The organism is Flavobacterium sp. CFBP9031 (assembly GCF_034044945.1).
Taxonomy (GTDB): Bacteria; Bacteroidota; Bacteroidia; order Flavobacteriales; family Flavobacteriaceae; genus Flavobacterium.
This window is the reverse complement of record NZ_JAXCWF010000001.1, coordinates 785,801-805,706: the sequence shown is the minus strand read 5'-3', so window position 1 is coordinate 805,706 and position 19,906 is coordinate 785,801. Positions and strand designations below refer to the sequence as shown.

Genomic DNA, 19,906 nt, shown 5'->3' with positions numbered 1-19,906 from the left:
GCCCGCCTGCGCAGATGGTACTGCAGTTTTGTGGGAGAGTATGTCGTCGCCTTTCTTTTGAAAACCCTATCCAAATCGGATGGGGTTTTCTGTTTTTGGATGTTTTAGTAAAACTGCCTGATGGCTGATAATGGCCGCTTATCAATAGATGGCCGCGTTAGTGATGGGAGCGTTAGTGATGGGAGCGGCATCCTTTTGCGGGGCACGAAGGGCTTCTTTTTCCCATAGACATCCATCCGCAAAAGATACAGCGGACAGCACGGCCCGCAGGGAAACGCCATTGACATTAGAAAGCTTGAGCCTATAATTGTTAAATTATAGACAATTGTTGGCTGTTAAATATTGATACTTTAGACTTTTTGGATTTGAATGAGTATTTTTGTGTTTAAATTACTTTTTAAACATGAAGAAAAATATTTTATTGTTAGCGCTTCTTGCCGTAACAGGCTTAAGTGCACAACAACGTCCAAAGTTAGTCGTGGGTATAGTTGTCGATCAAATGAAAATGGAATATTTATATCGTTTTTCAGATGATTTTTCTCCAAATGGCTTTAAAAGACTAATGAATGATGGATTTACTTTCCAGAATATGCATTACAATTATATGCCAACTTATACTGCTCCTGGACATGCTTCAATCTACACAGGTACAACTCCAGCGACTCACGGAATTGTAGGTAACGAATGGTTTAGCAGAATGCTTGGTAAAGAAACGTACTGTACTGACGATGCTGGTGTTAAAACAGTAGGTGATGGTACGGCAGAAGAAGGTGCGATGTCTCCAAAAAAACTTCAAAGCACTACAATTACTGATGAAGTTAGAATGGCTACTAATTTTACTGGAAAAGTTATCGGAATGAGTTTAAAAGATCGCGGTGCTATATTACCAGCTGGTCATTTTGCGAATTGGGCATTTTGGTACAGTAAAACGGGTTCTTTTATTTCTAGTACTTTTTATGGAGAGAAATTACCTGAATGGGTTACCGAATTCAATAATGAAAAAAACTACTTAAAATATATTAATAAAGGTTGGGATTTATATAAACCAGCTTCTGTTTATAATGAAAGTCTTCCAGATAATAATCCGTATGAAGGGAAATTATATGGAAGTGCTGCACCAGTTTTTCCATACGATTTAAAATCTATGTATGAGAAAAATGACGCTGGTGTTATTAGAGCGACGCCTTTCGGAAATGATTTGCTAGCTGAATTTGCAAAAAGAGCTATTGAGAAAGAAGAATTGGGTAAAGACAATATTACAGACTTTTTGACTGTAAGTTTTTCTTCTACAGACTACGTTGGGCACTTGTTAGGGCCAAGATCTATGGAACTTCAAGATACTTACTTGAGATTGGATCAAACCATTGCTGATTTTTTAGCATATCTCGACAAAACGGTTGGTAAAGGAAATTATTTGCTTTTCTTAACAGCTGACCACGCTGGTGCAGAAAATGTAATTTATCTTAAAGACCGTAAGTATAATGTAGATAATTACCCTTCTAAAGAGGTTAAGAAAAGCTTACAGGAATTTTCAACTAAGACTTTTGGAGTAGATTTAGTTCAAAATTATTCAAACTTTAATGTGTTCTTCAATAAACAAATTATTAAGGATAAGAAATTGGATCTTGATAAAGTTAAAGATGCTTTTAAAAAGTTTTTAATTACTCAGCCACAGGTTAAAAAGGTTTATACTGAAGAGGAAATTTTAGCTAATGCTGGAAATGATTATGCTCTTAATTTTGTGGCTAAAGGATATGATGCTACACAAAACGGTGATTTAGTTATTGTAGATAAACCTGGAATGATAGAATATACACCAACAGGAACATCACATGGAACAATTTATAGCTACGATACACATGTTCCTGCTATTTTTTATGGTTGGCACATCAAAAAAGGAGAATCTTACGATAAAAAAGCTATTACAGAGATCGCTCCAACAATAGCGCAGAAAATTAAAGTTACGTTTCCAAATGGAACAGAAGCGAAAGTTATGACTGAAGTTCTAGATAGTAAAAAATAAAAAAAATAAAATACTTTGAAAACCTGTCTTCATGACAGGTTTTTTTATGGCATAAAAAAAAGGCTTTTCAATTAAGAAAAGCCTTTTGTAATAGTGACTTAGTAAGCACTTGTTTAAGTATTAGCCTATGCGTTTGCTAATACTATTTCTTCGTTAAAAGGTAAATTCCAAGCTTCTGCAACTCCTTTGTAAAGGATTTTTCCATTTGCTACGTTTAACCCTTTATTTAGTTCTTCATTTTCAGCACAAGCTTTTTCCCATCCTTTATTTGCTAATTGTACAGCATATGGCAAAGTTGCGTTTGTTAAAGCTAAAGTAGAAGTGTAAGGTACAGCTCCTGGCATATTAGCTACACAATAGTGAACGATATCGTCGATAATGAAAGTTGGGTTTTCGTGAGTTGTTGGAGTACAAGTTTCAATACATCCTCCTTGGTCTACCGCTACGTCAACAACAACAGTTCCTGGACGCATTAATTTTAGCATATCACGAGTAATTAAGTGAGGTGCTTTTGCTCCTGGAATTAAAACTGCTCCAACAATTAAGTCAGCATCTTTAATTGCTCTTGTAATATTGTAGTGATTAGACATTTCTGTGTTTACGTTTGCTGGCATGATGTCATCTAACTGACGTAAACGTGGTAAGCTTAAGTCCATAATAGTAACTTGAGCACCTAATCCAGCAGCCATTTTAGCAGCTTGAGTTCCTACGATTCCTCCACCTAAAACTAATACTTTTGCTGGTGGAACACCTGGAACACCTCCTAAAAGAATTCCTCTTCCTTTTAATGGTTTTTCAAGGTATTTTGCTCCTTGTTGGATTGCCATACGACCAGCAACTTCAGACATTGGAACTAATAATGGTAAGCTTCTGTCTGTTTTTTCTACAGTTTCATAAGCTAAACATACAGCTCCTTTTTCTAACATTGCATGCGTCAATTCTTCAGAAGAAGCAAAGTGGAAGTAAGTAAATAATAATTGATCTTTTTTGATCAATGGATATTCAGAAGCAATTGGCTCTTTTACTTTGATGATCATTTCAGCGATAGCGTAAACTTCTTCGATAGTTGGTAAAACAACTGCACCAGCTTCAGCATATTCTGCATCAGCAAAACCGCTTCCTAATCCAGCAGTAGATTGAACATAAACTGTATGTCCGTGTTTTTTCATTTCAGAGACACCTGCAGGAGTTAAGGCAACTCTGTTTTCATTATTTTTTATTTCTTTAGGAACACCTATTATCATTTTGTTATATTTTTTTGTTTTTATTGAAATTGTTTTACAAATCTACAGATAGAGAATAAATTATGGTTTAACGCATAATAAATAAGAAAATATTATTTTATTTTTTACTTTTACAGAAAAATATTCTGTTTAGAAGCAGATTTTATTCTTTAAAAAGAAAAAATGACTAAATCGGACTAATTTTAATAAAACGTTTTCGTTATGGCTTTAGATGAAATTGACAAAAAAATCCTACGTCTATTACAGGAAGATGCGCACTACACTTTAAAAGACATCGCAAACAAAATAAATTTGTCTTTAACACCTGTTCATGATCGGGTGAAACGTCTTGAGAAAGATGGAATTATAGAAAAATATGTGACGCTTTTAGATAAGAAAAAACTTGGAAATAATTTGACCGTTTATTGTCAAGTTACGCTGACAAAACAGACTTATGATACTTCGGAAGGATTTAATCAGTCGATTTTGAATTTGCCTGAGGTTGTAGAATGCAATTATGTTTCAGGAAACTTCGATTATATGCTGAAAATCATAATTCCAGACATGGAAAGTTACCATCATTTTCACCAGAAAAAATTATCAATACTGCCTGAGGTTTCACTAATAAATACCGTTTTTGTAATTTCAGAAGTAAAGAGCACTACTGTTCTTCCTATTTAAACTAAAACAAAAAACCATCAAGAAAATCCTGATGGTTTTAAGAAAAAAAGTTAGTTTGGTTGAATTAATAATAAGTATAACGTCTTACTTTGGCAATATATTTTGCTAAGCGAATTACTTGATGACTGTAACCATATTCGTTATCGTACCAAATATACAGCACAATGTTTTTTCCATCTTTTGAAACAATTGTTGCATTACTGTCATAAATAGATGGAGCAGAAGTTCCTACTATGTCAGACGAAACCAATTCGTTATTCAAAGAATATTTTATTTGCTCTACCAGTTCTCCTTCGAGGGCGTACTTCTTCATGATTTTATTGATTGCCGTAATAGAGGTAGGTTTCTTAACTTCTAAGTTTAAAACAACAAGAGATCCATTAGGAACAGGAACGCGAATCGCATTCGAAGTTAATTTGCCTTCTAACGACGGTAAAGCTTTTGCTACTGCGCTTCCTGCGCCAGTTTCAGTAATTACCATATTTAAAGCTGCAGCTCTTCCGCGACGGTATTTTTTGTGCATATTATCAACCAAGTTCTGGTCGTTGGTATAGGCGTGAATGGTTTCTAAATGTCCTTTTACAACTCCAAGAGTTTCTTCAACGGCTTTTAGAATTGGAGTAATAGCATTTGTGGTACAAGATGCAGCAGAGAAAATATTTACTTCATCAGGATTAAAATCGTTATGATTAACTCCATGTACAATATTAGGAACACCTTTTCCTGGAGCAGTTAACAAAACTTTATTTGCTCCGTTTGATGTTAAATGTCTTTTTAATGCTTCTTCTGTTGTAAATGCGCCAGTATTATCAATAACTAAAGCGTCATTAATTCCGTATGCAGTATAATCAATCTCTTCTGGCGAATTGGCAGTAATGATATGAACGGTTGTTCCGTTTATAATTAAGGCATTATTTTTAGCGTCGGCTATTACTGATCCTTGGAAATCTCCGTGAATGGAGTCGTATCGTAATAGAGAAGCTCGTTTCTCTAAACTTGATGCGTCATTTTTATCACGGGTAACAATTGCTCTTAATCGCAACTGATTTCCTTTTCCTGTTTTCGACATTAGCTCTCTTGCCAATAAACGTCCAATTCTTCCAAAACCGTATAAAACAACATCTTTTGGCTTGATTTCTTTTGAAGATTTTGCTTTTTTCAGTTTATCAATAACAAAATATCTTGCATCGGGATATTTTTCATCTTCTAAACGATACTCGTAAGTTAGTTTTCCTAGATCTATCTTTGCTGGCGGAAGATCTAATGATAAAACCACTTTTGCAATCTCGACAGAATCGAATATTGTAATTGGTTTTCCAACAAATTCACCAGCATATTGATGAAGATTGATAATATCGCTAACGTTTTTATCCAATAATTGATTTTTGAATAAAACCATCTCGATTGATTTGTCATACCATAAATCGCTTATGACTTTAATTAATTCGACACCTGCTTTTCTTCGGTCGACTTGTAAGGATACCTCTTTTTGGTACAATGATTTGTTACTCATAATTGAAAAAATAAAATGCTCACTATTTTAAAATTTGGCGCAAAAGTATCCATTTCAATCGATTTCGTAAACTATTTTAGCATTTATTTTTGAAAATAAAAAAGTCACCTTAATTTTCTTAAGATGACTTTTTTGAAGTTTTCAGTCGCAGTCAGAGTTTGCAGTTTTTAGTAACCGAAAACTGTGGACGAAAAGGGAGATTTAAATTATAATTCTGAAAATCTCTCCGTTTCTGTTGATCATTTCAATTCTTACGCTTTGTCCTTCGTCTTTTTTACTTAAAAGTTTTGAAACAGTTTCAACGTTGGTTGCTTTTACATTATCAATACTTAGAATAATATTTCCTAGTAGTTCGTTTTGATATTGCATTAAATTTTCATTGCTGATGTTTTTAATTTTAACACCATAATCAATTCTGAATTTTTTCTTGTCAACAGCATCAATGTTTTCTAATTCAATCCCTTTAAATTCGGCACTGTAAAACTCATTTTTGCTTAACGTTACAGGAACTGTTTTGGTTTTTCCTTCTTTAATATAAGTTACTTTTACAACATCGTTTGGACGTTTTGTATTGATATAACCTGATAAATCTGCATAAGTTGCAATATTTTGGTCATCCAATTTTACGATAATGTCACCTTTTGTTAAACCAGCTTTTTCTGCACCTGAGTTTTTAGAAACTCTATTAATATAGAATCCTTGTGTTTCTGTTACTCCCAATTCTTTAGAAGCCGTTGCATTTAATTCACCTCCTTCAACACCAAGAATACCTCTTTGAACATTTCCGTATTCCATAATATCCTCAATAATTTTACGAGCAATATTAGAAGGAACCGCAAAAGAATATCCAACATAAGAACCTGTCATAGAAGAAATCATGGTATTGATTCCAATTAATTCTCCTCTAGCATTTACTAACGCTCCACCACTATTACCTGGGTTTACAGCAGCGTCAGTTTGTATGAAAGATTGAATGCCGCTTTGGTCTAAATTTCTGGCTTTCGCCGAAACAATTCCAGCAGTTACTGTTGATGTCAAATTATAAGGATTTCCAACTGCCAATACCCATTCGCCAACTTTTACATTATCAGAATTTGCAAAAGCAGTGTAAGGAAGTTTCTCATCGGCATTGATTTTTAAAAGAGCAATGTCCATTTTAGAGTCGGTACCAATTAACTTCGCTTTGTATGATTTTTTATTGTTTAAAGTAATTTCAATTTCTGTAGCATCTTTAATTACGTGATTATTAGTCACAATGTACCCGTCTTCAGAAATAATTACACCAGAACCAGTTCCTACTTGTTCTTGTTGTTGCTGTCCGCCGTATCCGTAGAAAAACTCAAGCATCGGATTGCTTACGGTTCTTCTCGAAACATTTTTTACGTGAACAACAGTGTGGACAGTTTTGTCTGCGGCTTCGGTAAAATCTAGTATTTCAGCGCCTAAACCAACATTTTTTCCATAAGAGTTAGGGGCAAGAGTTACAACAGAATTTCCTTTTCCAAAAAAAGAATTGTTGCTTTCAAATAATAACTTGTAAGCACCAAGAGTAATAGCACCACTTAATAATGATACTAAAAATAAGGCTGAAAATCTTTTCATATTAGAATTTGTAATTAAGTTATTAGAATTTAAGTTTCATGTTTTATTTAACGTAAAATTACTTCAAAAAATTATTTGTAAAAACGGTTTAACGCTCTTTAACAATGATTAACATTTCATTAATTAATAGTTCGTACTTTTGTATTTCTAACAACTAAAAAATGCAAGTAGAATTTTATAAATATCAAGGCACAGGAAATGATTTTGTAATGATTGATAACCGTTCTAATTTCTTTCCAAAAGACGATGTTAAACTTATTGAGCGTCTGTGTGACAGACGTTTCGGAATTGGAGCTGACGGATTAATCCTTTTAGAAAATGATACCGAAACCGATTTTAGAATGGTCTATTATAACTCCGATGGAAACCAAAGTTCGATGTGCGGAAATGGCGGCCGTTGTCTTGTTGCTTTCGCTAATCAATTGGGAGTAATTGATGATAAAACGACTTTTATCGCGACAGATGGTTTGCATCATGCTTCAGTAAATAATGATTCGATTGTTTCCTTACAAATGATAGATGTTAATGAAATCCAGAAAAAAGATTCTTATACGTTCCTAAATACAGGTTCTCCTCATCATGTTCAGATTGTGGATGATTTGGAACATTATAATGTAAAGGAGAACGGAGCCGCAATTCGTTATGGTGAATTGTACGGAGAAAAAGGCAGTAATGTCAATTTTGTAAAAAAGGTAGATAACGATACTTTTTCTTTAAGAACATACGAAAGAGGCGTTGAAGATGAAACTCTTGCCTGTGGAACTGGCGCAACTGCAGTTGCAATTGCTATGAATGCAATTGGAGAAACAGATAAAACTTCAATAAACTTAAATGTTGAAGGCGGAAAACTTGTCGTTTCTTTTGATAAAGATAATGATGGTTATACAAATGTTTTCTTAACAGGACCTGCAAAATTTGTATTCAAAGGCACAATTGAGATTTAAATCTAAAATCTACAATCAAAAATCTAAAATTGTAAAATGATAACATTAAAAGGCGATTCCATTTATCTACGTGCTCTTGAACCTCAAGATTTAGAGTTTATTTATTCGATAGAAAATGATGAAAATATCTGGGAAGTTAGCAATACGCAAACTCCTTATAGCCGTTTTTTGATTAAACAATATTTAGAGAATGCCCATCAAGATATTTATGAAGCAAAACAGCTTCGTTTGGCAATCTGTCAAGACGAAGATTTTCCTGCTATCGGATTGATTGATTTGTTTGATTTTGATCCTAGAAATAATAGGGCAGGTATAGGTATTGTGATTCAGAAAGAAGAAAATCAGGGAAAAAACATTGGATCTGAGGCTTTAGAGCTTTTAATAAAGTATTCTTTTTACAATTTAAATCTCCATCAATTGTATGCAAATATTGGTGTTCAAAATGTAGCCAGTCTTGCACTTTTTACTAAATTTGGTTTTAAGAAAATCGGAATCAAAAAAGACTGGATTTTGTATCATAACCACTATCATGATGAAGCAATTTATCAGTTAATTAATAAACAAATTTAAATTTTAAGCTTTGAGTCTAAAGAAAATAATCACAATAAGTGCCGTAGCCATTATTTCAGTTCTATTGATATATGGTTTTATTTTAGTAAGTAAAATTTTTAGTTCTAATACTAAATTTGAAGAGAAAGAAATATATGTTTACGTGCCTACAGACGCTAGTTATGCCGATGTAAAGAAAATATTAGCACCTTATATTAAGAATTTTGACAACTTTGAAATGGTTGCTGAAAAAAGAGATTATCCGCAAAATGTAAAATCGGGTCGTTTTCTTTTAAAGAAAGACATGAACAACATCGATCTAGTTCGTGCAATGCGTTCTAATATTCCGGTTAAGTTAGTTTTTAATAACCAAGAACGTTTAGAAAACTTTGCTGGAAGAATTGGAAAAGAAATCGAAGCTGACAGTTTATCCTTAATGAAAGCTATAAAAGATTCTACATTTTTAGCCGCAAACGGATTCAATGAAGAAAACGTCTTTGCAATGTTTATTCCAAATACATATGAAATTTATTGGAATACATCGGCAGAGAAGTTCCGTGATAAAATGATTAAAGAATATAATAATTTCTGGACGGCTGATAGAATCGCTAAAGCAAAAGCGCAAGGATTAACTCCGGTTCAAGCCACAATTTTAGCATCAATTGTACACAAAGAGTCCGTTAAAAAAGACGAAAGACCTCGTATTGCTGGTGTTTATTTAAACCGTTTGCGTTTAGAAATGCCATTACAAGCGGATCCAACAGTTATTTATGCTTTAAAATTGAGAGACAACGACTTTGATCAAGTTATTAAAAGAGTTTTTTATAATGATTTAGTTATGAGATCTCCATACAATACTTACGTAAACAAAGGACTTCCTCCAGGACCGATCGCAATGCCAGATATTACAGCTTTAGAAGCAGTTTTAAACCCAGAAAAGAACGATTATATTTATTTCTGTGCAAGTGTTGACCGTTTCGGATATCACGAGTTTGCGGCGACATTGGCAGAACACAATGTAAACGCAAAAAAATATTCAGACTGGATCGCTAGTCAGGGCGTAACAAGATAATTTTGCTTGTCTAAATAATATTATAAAACCGAAGTCAATTTTGCTTCGGTTTTTTTGTTTTCTTTTTGAGGTGAAAATGTCCTTTAGAACTAAAATTTATCAAATTGCTATTTTGACGATTTTATAGTTTATCGTAATAAAAAAATAAACATTTATTAATGAGGAATTTTATAAAATTCGAAAATTGCTTTTCAAGATTTGCATAAAAAATCATAACCTTTGCGTAAGGTAATTCTTTCTTTTTTGCTGAAAAAGCTTAAAATTTATATAAAATACAATTTTTTTTGACCTCATTTTTCAGTTTTTGAGGCCAAAAAAATAAGCTTCAAATCTATCGGAAACCACTATCATAACTGGGATGATCGCGATTTACGTTTTTACGTAAAAAACGCTAAAGCATTGGTTTTTAGTATATTTTTGAAATAACTTATCTTTGCACCGTAGAAATTTCAAGAGGGTGACAGCGTCTTGAAGAAAAACAATTTATGATAAAGAAATGGTATTTTTATGCGAGTTTAGTCGTTATTATTACATTTTTAAGTTTGGGATTTATTCCCTCAGAAAAAGAAACCAAACCTTGGTTTTTAATTGAAAAAACAGATGGATCAGAATATATTTTTCCATCAAAAGAAAAGGATGATTATCCGAACACCAACGTCCCATACACAGGAAATCATCTAATAGGATTTAAAGAGGCAGTAGCTTTTAAAGAATCACAAGGGCAATACAGACTAGTAAATTCTCTTGGCTATATGGGTAAATATCAATTTGGTTCTAAAGCTTTAAGAGCAATCGGAATTAATGATAATAAAGCCTTTTTAAAAGATCCTGCTCTACAAGAAAAAGCTTTTATAGCTTTGTTAGCCAAAAACAAATGGATTTTACGTTACGAAATCGAAAAGTATCAAGGTAAAATTATCAGTGGTATTGAAATTACCGAATCTGGAATTTTAGCGGCAGCGCATTTAGGTGGTGCAGGTTCTGTAAAGAATTTTTTCAAAAACAAAGGAAGCAGACATTTTAGAGATGCTTTTGGAACTTCTTTGAAAAGCTACATGAAAGATTTTGCAGGTTACGATCTTTCTTTTATAGAGGCAGATAGTAACGCAACAGTAAACGACTAAATTAAAAGAGGTTGTTTCACAATTGTGAAACAACCTCTTTTTCTATTTTATTTCTTTTGTCTCGAAATCTTTATTCATTTTCCCAAGTATTAATAGCTAAGAACTGTGACTGCGACTGCTAACTTTAATCTATTAAGGCTTCTAAGATTTTTATAGCTGCTTCGCTTATTTTAGTTCCAGGTCCAAAAACGGCTGATGCTCCGGCATCGAACAAGAATTGATAGTCCTGAGACGGAATAACACCACCTACAATTACCATTATATCTTCGCGTCCATGTTTTTTTAGTTCTTCTATTACTTGCGGAACTAATGTTTTATGACCAGCAGCAAGAGATGAAACGCCCAAAATATGAACATCATTTTCTACCGCCTGTTTTGCTGCTTCGGCTGGAGTTTGAAATAACGGACCTATATCAACATCAAAACCTACATCGGCATAACCTGTTGCAACTACTTTTGCACCTCGGTCGTGACCGTCTTGTCCCATTTTGGCAATCATAATTCTAGGACGTCTACCTTCTTGTTTAGCAAAAACATCTGCTAGTTGTTTTGCTCGCTCAAAATTTTCGTCATTTTTTATTGCTGCACTATACACTCCGCTAAAAGATTTGATTTGTGCTTTAAAACGGCCAAAAATAGTTTCCAATGCATTACTAATTTCGCCTAATGTTGCTCTGTTTCTCGCAGCTTCAACGGCAATTTCCAGTAAGTTGCCTTGTCCAGTTTGTGCACAAAGGATTAATTTTTCTAGTGATTGATTTACTTTTTCAGAATCTCTGGTTCTTTTTATTTCTTCCAGACGCTCAATTTGCTGTTTACGAACCAATTGATTGTCTACATCGAGAATATCTAACGGATCTTCTTTTTCTAAACGATATTTATTTACGCCAACAATAATATCTTGTCCGCTGTCAATTCTTGCTTGTTTTCTCGCAGCTGCTTCTTCAATTCGAAGTTTCGGAATTCCAGCTTCGATCGCTTTTGTCATTCCGCCAAGTTCTTCAACTTCTTCAATTAGCTTCCATGTTTTTTCAACAATATCGTTTGTCAGACTTTCAAGATAATAACTTCCAGCCCAAGGATCTACTGTTTTAGTAATTTTGGTTTCTTCTTGAAGAAATATTTGTGTATTTCTAGCAATTCTCGCAGAAAAATCTGTTGGAAGCGCAATAGCTTCATCTAAAGCATTGGTATGTAAAGATTGTGTTCCGCCAAAAACCGCTGCAGAAGCTTCTATACAAGTTCTCGCCACATTATTAAACGGATCTTGTTCTGTTAAGCTCCATCCACTAGTTTGGCAGTGTGTTCTTAAGGCTAAAGATTTATCGCTTTTTGGATTGAACTGTTTTAATAATTTAGCCCAGATCATGCGGCCAGCTCTCATTTTGGCAATTTCCATAAAATGATTCATTCCGATTGCCCAGAAGAAAGATAATCTTGGAGCAAAATCGTCAATTGTCATCCCAGTTAATAATCCAGTTCTGATGTACTCTAAACCATCGGCCAAAGTATAAGCCAATTCAATATCGGCGGTTGCTCCAGCTTCTTGCATGTGGTAGCCAGAAATGGAAATAGAATTGAATTTTGGCATTTTCTTGCTCGTAAATTCAAAAATATCTGCGATTATTTTCATTGAAGGAGTCGGAGGGTAGATGTAGGTATTTCTCACCATAAACTCCTTTAAAATATCGTTTTGGATCGTTCCTGTCAATTTTTCGGGACTAACGCCTTGTTCTTCTGCAGCAACAATGTAAAAAGCCATAATAGGTAAAACAGCTCCGTTCATGGTCATAGAAACCGACATTTCGTCTAATGGAATCTGATCGAAAAGCACTTTCATGTCTTCAACAGAATCAATTGCAACACCTGCTTTTCCAACATCACCAACTACTCTTTCGTGATCTGAATCGTAACCGCGATGAGTTGGCAAGTCAAAAGCAATGGAAAGTCCCTTTTGTCCTGCTGCTAAATTTTTTCTATAAAAAGCATTGCTTTCTTCTGCTGTAGAAAATCCCGCATACTGGCGAATGGTCCATGGACGTCTCACATACATGGTAGCGTATGGTCCGCGCAAATTGGGTGCGAAACCAGCTCCGAAATCAAGAAATTCTAAATCTTCGATATCTTTCTCCGAATAGTTTTTTTTGATTTCGATTCCTTCGGCAGTCGTAAAGTTGTCAGAACTAGAATTACCTTCTGGTTTCTGACTTTTAACTTCTAGCTTTATATGTTTAAAGTCTTTTCTCAATTTAAATATGGTTATTTAAGTGCGATTAAATCTCTTTTGATTTCTTCTAAAAAGTCATCGATGTTAGAGACATCATTTGGATTTTTTAAATAATCTTTTGTTCTTTTTCTAACTTGATCAATTTGCCACTCAGGAATTTTGTATTGAAATTCAGTTATTGAATCGTTTTCAACTGATATTATTTCATTAGGTCTTTTCATAATACTTTAGTTTAAATTCAAAAACTTATCTCTTAATTTTATTCAAGCTCCAATCTTTCTTGCTCCATTTTCTCAGCCAATCTTTTTTCAATAATTGGCGTAATTAATGTTTTTCTTGGTTTTATTTTTACAAAAGGAAACAATTCTAAATCCTGTTTCATTCGGTCTTCTTTGTTTGGATATTTGTTCGTTCCTAAAAGAATTTCTTTTTTAGAATCGAATAATTCCTGCTCTTTATTGGCACTTTCTTGAATCTTCTTTTTGATGGTTCCATCATTTAAAAGTTTTATGAAACCGCCATTGGCTTCAATTTCTTTAAATAATGCCAAACTTTTTTCTGCCAATTGCATGGTTAAACTTTCGATATAATAACTTCCATCGGCTGGATTGTCTACTTTGTCAAAATAACTTTCGTGTTTTAAAATCAAAAGCTGATTTCTGGAAATTCGGTCTCCAAATTCATTGTCTTTGTGGTACAATGCATCATAAGGTAAATTGGCAATTGCATCGGCTCCTCCCAAAATTGCCGACATGCATTCGGTTGTGGTGCGAAGCATATTGACATTATAATCGTAAATCGTTTTATTACGTTTTGTTGGTGTTGCCAATATATGACATTCGATTTTTGAATTGTATTCTTTAGCAATTAAATCGAAAAGCATTCGAAACGCACGAAGTTTAGCAATTTCAAAGAAATAATTTGTTCCAACAGAAACCTGAAAAACAATAGATTTTGCAGTATCGAAGAAACGATTTAAATATTCGTTTGCATGCGCTAAACTATAAGCAATTTGCTGCGTAATATTGGCTCCGGAATTTTGATACAACCCTAAATCTACACTAAGCAGATTTAAATTGGCCGTATTTTTAAAGAGTAGATCTAAAGTGTCAAAATTATTTTTCTCCGAAGTTGTAAACCAATTTCCTTCTCTTGCGAGTTGTCCGATTGGATCAAAATTGCAATAGAATTTAGCTTTTTTCTGGATTGAAATAGTATCTAATTTTTTAACGAAATCGATTGAGATAAAATTGAAATTAAAGTAAACCGTTTTGTTTTCTAAAGGAAGATTTTCTAATAATTTTTGAACATCAATTTTATCGTTTTCAATTGTAAAACGAAGGCTTTCTGCACCTCTTTCTAAAGTGTTTAAAGCACGTTCGATAGATTTTTCTACATCGAAAACAAAGATATTTTGGCAGATTTTAAAATCTGAGGCTTGCGTATTTACATTTGCTGCTTTTGTAAATTCGTCGCTGTGATAAAAAGGTTTTACCTGAATATCTTCTGGAGAATTCCAAATAACAGTCTGATTGTAATCGGCTCCATCTAATTCAAACTGAATTTTTTGTTTCCATTGTTTGGATGAAATCGGATTAAAATCGTCGAATAGGTTAGTGGCCATTGTATTTTGTTTGATTATTCTTTTTCTTGAATCGTGTCTCCTTCAAATTGAATGATATAAATATCCTCGCTGTCTTTTTTCATGAAATACTTTTCGCGAGCGTATTTCTCAATTTGTTCAGGATTTTTGAGCTGTTTGATCTGCTCTTGATCTTTTTTGATCTCGTCCTGATAATACTTTTTATTATCCTCAAGTTCATGAATTTGCTCATCTAAAAAGCGATGATCAAAATAGGAGTAATTGTCTAGAAATAACATCCAAACAATAAAAAACAGCAAAACCCAAACGTATTTGTTTCCTAGGTACTTGAACCATTTTCTGTCTTTGTATGGAATTTTAAATTTCATTTTTAAACGAATATTTCTTTTGAGTTATTAGTTTTTTTTAGCCCCGATAGAGCCGGTATCCTTTTTATGGTCTCGTTTCTTTAACGAGACCATAAAAAGATAAAGGCGAAAGCGGGAATCAGCTCCTAATTATTATGGTTTAAATTTACGATAAAAATTATGAAATTCTCTGATTAATTACAGCGCGAACTACATCTATTGCTACCGTATTGTATTTGTCATTCGGGATAATAATGTCTGCAAAAGCTTTAGAAGGTTCTATAAATTGCTCATGCATAGGTTTTAAAGTAGTTTGGTAACGGTTTAAAACTTCATCAATATCACGTCCTCTTTCTGAAATATCTCTTTTTAAACGACGAATTAATCTTTCATCAGAATCGGCGTGAACAAAAACTTTAATATCAAACATATCTCTCAATTCTGGATTTGTTAGAATTAAAATTCCTTCCACAATCATCACTTTTCTAGGATGTGTCGAAACGGTATCGTCTGTTCTGTTATGCTGAATAAAAGAATAAACTGGTTGGTCAATTGTTTCACCTGCTTTTAGTGCTTTTAAATGCTTAACCAATAATTCGAAATCAATTGCTCTTGGGTGATCAAAGTTGATTAATGCTCTTTCGTCAAACGATAAATTATCAGTTTGTTTATAATAAGAATCTTGAGAAATTACCCCAACTTCTGTATGTGGCAATTCGTTCATGATTTGGTGTACTACTGTTGTTTTTCCACTTCCTGTTCCTCCTGCAATTCCTATAATGAGCATAAATTTGATGTTATAATTTGTTTCGCAAAAATAATAATTTAACTGAATAGCTAAACATTTAATATAATTTAACCATATAAGTAATGTAAGTAAAATTAAGCTAGAAAATATTTAAACAAAATGTTACTTAACTGAAATTATTGCCGTTATATTAATAAAAGACCGAATTATTTCTTTTAAACCATTTAAGCAATATAATTAAATATAAATAGTTCTTTTTTCTGGACTTAAACAAGCTTTTAGATTTATTGATAAAAAATCTCCATTAAACTTATAATCTCTTAAATGAACTTATATGGTGAATATAAAAAAATCCCGAAAGTAAACCTTCGGGATTTCGTGCAATCAGTATAGTTTAAAAAAAATATTCTGAATTTAGTAAGCACTTGTAATTATTTATTCTTTTTTGCTTTTATCATCATTTCAAGTTGATCCCAAAGTTCTTCTGGAATTGCTTCTAACAAGTTGAATTGTCCAGCGCCTTTTAACCATTCGCCTCCGTCAATTGTAATTACATCTCCGTTGATATAAGATGAAAAATCAGAAACTAAATAAGCCGCTAAATTGGCCAATTCCTGGTGATCTCCAACTCTTTTTAATGGCACTTTTTTCGCCATGTCAAATTTTTCTGAAAGATCTCCTGGTAATAATCTGTCCCAAGCTCCTTTTGTTGGAAATGGTCCTGGAGCAATGGCGTTAGAACGGATTCCGTATTTAGCCCATTCTACTGCAAGACTTCTTGTCATGGCCAAAACTCCCGCTTTTGCTGTAGCACTAGGAACAACATAAGCAGATCCTGTCCAAGCGTAAGTTGTAACAATATTTAAAATCGTAGCAGAAGTTTGTTTCGTATCGATCCAGTGTTTTCCAAAAGCCAACGTACAGTTTTTAGAACCTTTTAGTACGATATCTATCACAGTATCAAATGCATTTGCAGATAATCTTTCTGTTGGAGAAATGAAATTTCCTGCTGCATTATTTAAAAGAACATCTACTTTTCCGAAAGCTTTTAAAGTCTCTTGAAGCATATTTTCTACTTCTTCGTAATGACGAACATCACATTGAAGAGGAAGACATTTACCTCCCGTTTGACTTTCCAGTTCGGCAGCCGTAGTTTTTAACTTTTCTAGGTCTCTAGAAGTTATGGCTACTTGAGCTCCTAATTCGAGAAAATATTTGGTCATAGCTTTGCCTAAACCGCTTCCGCCGCCCGTAACGACAATGACTTTGCCTTGTAAAGCATCATCACGTAACATCTTATCTGTGTAGCTCATACTTTTTTCTTTTTTTGCAATATTAGTTAAATAAAATAGGATGCATGCATAATAATGTTATAAAATTTTGAAAAAAATTATATTTCAGATAATTTTTTTGCTGCAGACTCTAATGTGAAGTCATCCTTTGCGAAACAAAAACGAATTAATTTTTGATCTTTATGATCGGAATAGAAGGTTGAAATAGGTATTGCAGCAACTCCGTGTTTGGTAATAAGATTTTTGCAGAAAGTAACATCGTCTTCATCTGAAATGTTGGCATAAGAAGCAACTTGAAAATAAGTTCCTTCGCAAGCTTTCAATTCAAAACGGCTATTCTGAAGCAGTTTCTGAAAATAATCTCTTTTTTCTTGATAGAATTTTCCAAGAAGATTAACGTCAACAACATCTAAATATTCGCTGATAGCAAACTGCGAAATACTGTTTACACTAAAAACTAAAAATTGATGTACTTTTTTAATTTCTTTCATTAAATGCTCTGGAGCAATGGTATAACCAATTTTCCATCCTGTTATATGAAATGATTTTCCAAAAGAAGAAACCATCACACAACGATCTAAAAGGAAATCTTTGGTGTGTGCTGAAATATGTTTTTCTTCGAAAGTAATATATTCGTAAACTTCATCAGATAAAATGATAATATCTGGATATTTTTCGAGAAGATTTTTTAATTGAACAAAATCATTTTCAGTTAAAATTTTCCCTGTCGGATTATGCGGATTATTGATAATCATCATTCTGGTTTTTGCAGAACATGCTTTTTCAATCCTTTCCCAATTTGGAGTATAATCATCATTCAGCGCTACTCGAACAGGTTTGGCATTGCAAAGTAAAACGGGAGACTCATAAGAATCATAACTCGGATCGAGAATAATTACTTCGTCGTTTTCTTTTACTAAAGCCAAAATAGTAGTGAAAATTCCCTGTGTAGCTCCAGCGGTAACCAAAAGTTCTGTGTCAGGATTAATTGTTCTGTTGTAAGAGCTCTGGGTTAACGTGGCAATTTTGTTCATCAACGGAGGATGACCTGCCATTGGTGTATATTGGTGAACGTTTTCTTTTGCTAATCTGGAAACAATATCTGTTAATCTTTCATCTACAGGAAAATTTGGAAATCCTTGGGAAAGATTTATAGCATTGTATTCTGTTGCCATTTTTGACATTACCGTAAAAATGCTTGTGGTTACGTTTGGGAGTTTACTCATGTTGAAGTTTGATTAGGGAAGAGATAATTAAAACTTACTGTTGAACTGGTACGACAAGCGAGTATAAAGTTCTAACTTCTTTGTCATTTTGTTTTCCAGGAATCCATTTAGGAGATGCTTTTAAAACTCGAATAGCTTCAGTGCCAGTCCCAGAACCAATATCTTTTAATACTTTTATGTCACTTAAAGAACCATCTTTTTCTATTATAAAAGTCACATATACGTTTCCTTTAAGTGAGGTGTCTTTTGGGTTTTTATAATTTTCTTTAATAAATTTATCCAATGCTTGCTGTCCTCTAGGAAATTCAGGTTTTATTTCTATGTCTAATGGATTATAAATTCTATTCTCATCATTATTAATTGCTTCAATTTTTGTTTTTGGAGTTTTGCAGATTTTTATATTTTCTTTTTGAGAAAAGGTTTGTTGTGAAACGAAAATCAAAATCAAGATTAGAAATTTTTTCATAATGATGATGGTGTTTGAGTTTTTTACATTTTATGAATAATAAAAATCGCAGGGCGTTTATCTAAGTCAACTTTTAACTTTTTCCAATCCGCAACTTTCAATGTTTTGATGAATTCTGTCGGCAAAGTAATATCTGCAGCAATGCAAAGATGAGTTGCAGGACTTAAAATCTGTAGAAGATCTTCAATCAGTTTATTATTTCTGTATGGAGTCTCAATGAATAGCTGCGATTGATTTTTATCGTAAGATAATTTCTCAAAATGACGAATTGCCGATTTTTTCTCGTCTTTGTCAATTGGTAAATATCCGTTGAAAGTAAAGCTTTGACCATTCATTCCAGAAGCCATCATGGCCAATAGAATAGACGAGGGACCTACCAAAGGCACAACCTGAATCCCTTTTTCGTGAGCCAATTTTACAATTGCAGCCCCAGGATCTGCAACTCCAGGACAGCCGGCTTCGCTCATTAATCCCATGTTTTTTCCTTCTAATAAAGGTTTAATGAAATCTAAGTGTTCGCTAGTTTCTGTTCTTTTGTTTAAAGTGAAAAGAACCAGTTCAGATTGTTTCTTTTCAGGATAAACTGCTTTTATTGATTTTCTCGCCGTTTTGTCGTTTTCAACAATATAATGGTCAATAACTTCTATCGTTCTTCTAACGGTTTGAGGTAAAACATCCATCGGATCGCTTTCGCCCATTGTAGTTGGAATTAAATATAATTTTCCGAGAAGTTTCATGTGTTTTTTCTTTAAAATTAAAAAATTCAATTATCTCTTTTTTAGAAACAATTGAATCGAATTAGGAGTGTTTTTTAAGTAATTGATCTGCAATAAGATCGGTTACTTCGTCTAGCATTTGGTAAACATTGTCAAAACCATTTGCTGAGCCATAATATGGATCTGGAACATCGACATTTTCGTTTGGAAATAAATCGTTTAAAATCAAACGAATTTTGTTTCTGTGTTCTGGAGTTTTAGCTAAATGAAGTACATCGCGAAAATTAGAATTATCCATTACATAGATATAATCGAATTTGTCAAAATCAGAAACTTGAATTTGTCTCCCTTTTTGCTCGCCGATATTGATTCCGTTTTTTTTGGCAACTTCGATAGAACGTTTATCAGGACAATGGCCAATATGCCAAGAACCTGTTCCAGCCGAATCAACTAAAAATTTATCTTCGGGAAGTTTAGAAGCTAAAATCCCTTCTGCTAAAGGAGATCTACAGATATTCCCTAAACAAACCATTAAGATCTTTACAGGCAT

19 protein-coding genes are annotated in these 19,906 nt (G+C 33.4%); 6 read left to right on the top strand and 13 right to left on the bottom strand.

The window, feature by feature from the left end; genetic code table 11:
* Positions 1–403: 403 nt before the first annotated feature.
* Positions 404–2,023, top strand: a complete 1,620-nt coding sequence (pafA, locus tag SOM12_RS03505) for an alkaline phosphatase PafA (protein WP_320492397.1) — start codon at positions 404–406, stop codon at positions 2,021–2,023.
* A gap of 125 nt (positions 2,024–2,148) precedes the next feature.
* Here the strand turns inward: pafA and ald are convergent, their stop codons facing one another.
* A complete protein-coding gene (gene ald, locus SOM12_RS03500; RefSeq protein WP_095931877.1) occupies positions 2,149–3,267 on the bottom strand; it encodes an alanine dehydrogenase in 1,119 nt (372 codons plus the stop codon).
* Between the two features lie 201 nt (positions 3,268–3,468).
* Between ald and SOM12_RS03495 the strand changes: the two genes are divergently transcribed.
* Positions 3,469–3,927, top strand: coding sequence for an Lrp/AsnC family transcriptional regulator (locus tag SOM12_RS03495; RefSeq protein WP_073416996.1), 459 nt, complete (start codon positions 3,469–3,471; stop codon positions 3,925–3,927).
* 64 nt (positions 3,928–3,991) lie between these two features.
* Here the strand turns inward: SOM12_RS03495 and SOM12_RS03490 are convergent, their stop codons facing one another.
* Complete coding sequence (locus tag SOM12_RS03490) at positions 3,992–5,440, bottom strand: glyceraldehyde-3-phosphate dehydrogenase (protein ID WP_320492396.1); 1,449 nt, start codon at positions 5,438–5,440, stop codon at positions 3,992–3,994.
* A gap of 201 nt (positions 5,441–5,641) precedes the next feature.
* The gene (locus tag SOM12_RS03485) at positions 5,642–7,042 is read right to left on the bottom strand and encodes a trypsin-like peptidase domain-containing protein (RefSeq protein ID WP_320492395.1); all 1,401 of its coding nucleotides are present in this window, start codon (positions 7,040–7,042) and stop codon (positions 5,642–5,644) included.
* Between the two features lie 161 nt (positions 7,043–7,203).
* Here SOM12_RS03485 and dapF point away from each other — a divergent pair, with 161 nt between their 5' ends.
* From dapF to SOM12_RS03465, 4 genes are all read left to right on the top strand, one after another.
* Positions 7,204–7,986: a diaminopimelate epimerase gene (dapF, locus tag SOM12_RS03480; protein ID WP_095931874.1), complete on the top strand. Its 783-nt coding sequence runs from the start codon at positions 7,204–7,206 to the stop codon at positions 7,984–7,986.
* Positions 7,987–8,022: 36 nt separating this feature from the next.
* Complete coding sequence (locus SOM12_RS03475) at positions 8,023–8,556, top strand: GNAT family N-acetyltransferase (protein WP_095931873.1); 534 nt, start codon at positions 8,023–8,025, stop codon at positions 8,554–8,556.
* Positions 8,557–8,566: 10 nt separating this feature from the next.
* Positions 8,567–9,607, top strand: coding sequence for an endolytic transglycosylase MltG (gene mltG, locus SOM12_RS03470; RefSeq protein WP_095931872.1), 1,041 nt, complete (start codon positions 8,567–8,569; stop codon positions 9,605–9,607).
* Between the two features lie 485 nt (positions 9,608–10,092).
* Entirely contained in the window at positions 10,093–10,731 is a 639-nt protein-coding gene (locus SOM12_RS03465; protein WP_320492394.1) for a peptidoglycan-binding protein LysM, read from the top strand.
* Between the two features lie 124 nt (positions 10,732–10,855).
* Here the strand turns inward: SOM12_RS03465 and scpA are convergent, their stop codons facing one another.
* From scpA to SOM12_RS03415, 10 genes are all read right to left on the bottom strand, one after another.
* Positions 10,856–12,979, bottom strand: a complete 2,124-nt coding sequence (gene scpA / locus SOM12_RS03460; RefSeq protein ID WP_320492393.1) for a methylmalonyl-CoA mutase — start codon at positions 12,977–12,979, stop codon at positions 10,856–10,858.
* A gap of 11 nt (positions 12,980–12,990) precedes the next feature.
* On the bottom strand, positions 12,991–13,179 hold the full coding sequence (locus tag SOM12_RS03455; RefSeq protein WP_308070940.1) for a hypothetical protein: 189 nt from the start codon (positions 13,177–13,179) through the stop codon (positions 12,991–12,993).
* A gap of 38 nt (positions 13,180–13,217) precedes the next feature.
* Positions 13,218–14,582, bottom strand: coding sequence for a methylmalonyl-CoA mutase subunit beta (locus SOM12_RS03450; RefSeq protein WP_320492392.1), 1,365 nt, complete (start codon positions 14,580–14,582; stop codon positions 13,218–13,220).
* A gap of 14 nt (positions 14,583–14,596) precedes the next feature.
* Positions 14,597–14,929, bottom strand: a complete 333-nt coding sequence (locus tag SOM12_RS03445; protein WP_095931869.1) for an FtsB family cell division protein — start codon at positions 14,927–14,929, stop codon at positions 14,597–14,599.
* 157 nt (positions 14,930–15,086) lie between these two features.
* A complete protein-coding gene (gene udk, locus SOM12_RS03440; protein WP_250837162.1) occupies positions 15,087–15,695 on the bottom strand; it encodes a uridine kinase in 609 nt (202 codons plus the stop codon).
* Between the two features lie 392 nt (positions 15,696–16,087).
* The gene (locus SOM12_RS03435; RefSeq protein WP_172426967.1) at positions 16,088–16,969 is read right to left on the bottom strand and encodes an SDR family oxidoreductase; all 882 of its coding nucleotides are present in this window, start codon (positions 16,967–16,969) and stop codon (positions 16,088–16,090) included.
* Positions 16,970–17,046: 77 nt separating this feature from the next.
* The gene (locus tag SOM12_RS03430; protein WP_320492391.1) at positions 17,047–18,174 is read right to left on the bottom strand and encodes a methionine aminotransferase; all 1,128 of its coding nucleotides are present in this window, start codon (positions 18,172–18,174) and stop codon (positions 17,047–17,049) included.
* Between the two features lie 34 nt (positions 18,175–18,208).
* The gene (locus SOM12_RS03425; protein WP_320492390.1) at positions 18,209–18,640 is read right to left on the bottom strand and encodes an energy transducer TonB; all 432 of its coding nucleotides are present in this window, start codon (positions 18,638–18,640) and stop codon (positions 18,209–18,211) included.
* A 23-nt stretch (positions 18,641–18,663) separates the two neighbouring features.
* Positions 18,664–19,377 (bottom strand): SAM-dependent methyltransferase, encoded by a 714-nt coding sequence (locus tag SOM12_RS03420; protein WP_095931849.1) that lies wholly within the window; start codon positions 19,375–19,377, stop codon positions 18,664–18,666.
* Between the two features lie 61 nt (positions 19,378–19,438).
* Positions 19,439–19,906, bottom strand: a complete 468-nt coding sequence (locus tag SOM12_RS03415; protein WP_320492389.1) for a low molecular weight protein-tyrosine-phosphatase — start codon at positions 19,904–19,906, stop codon at positions 19,439–19,441.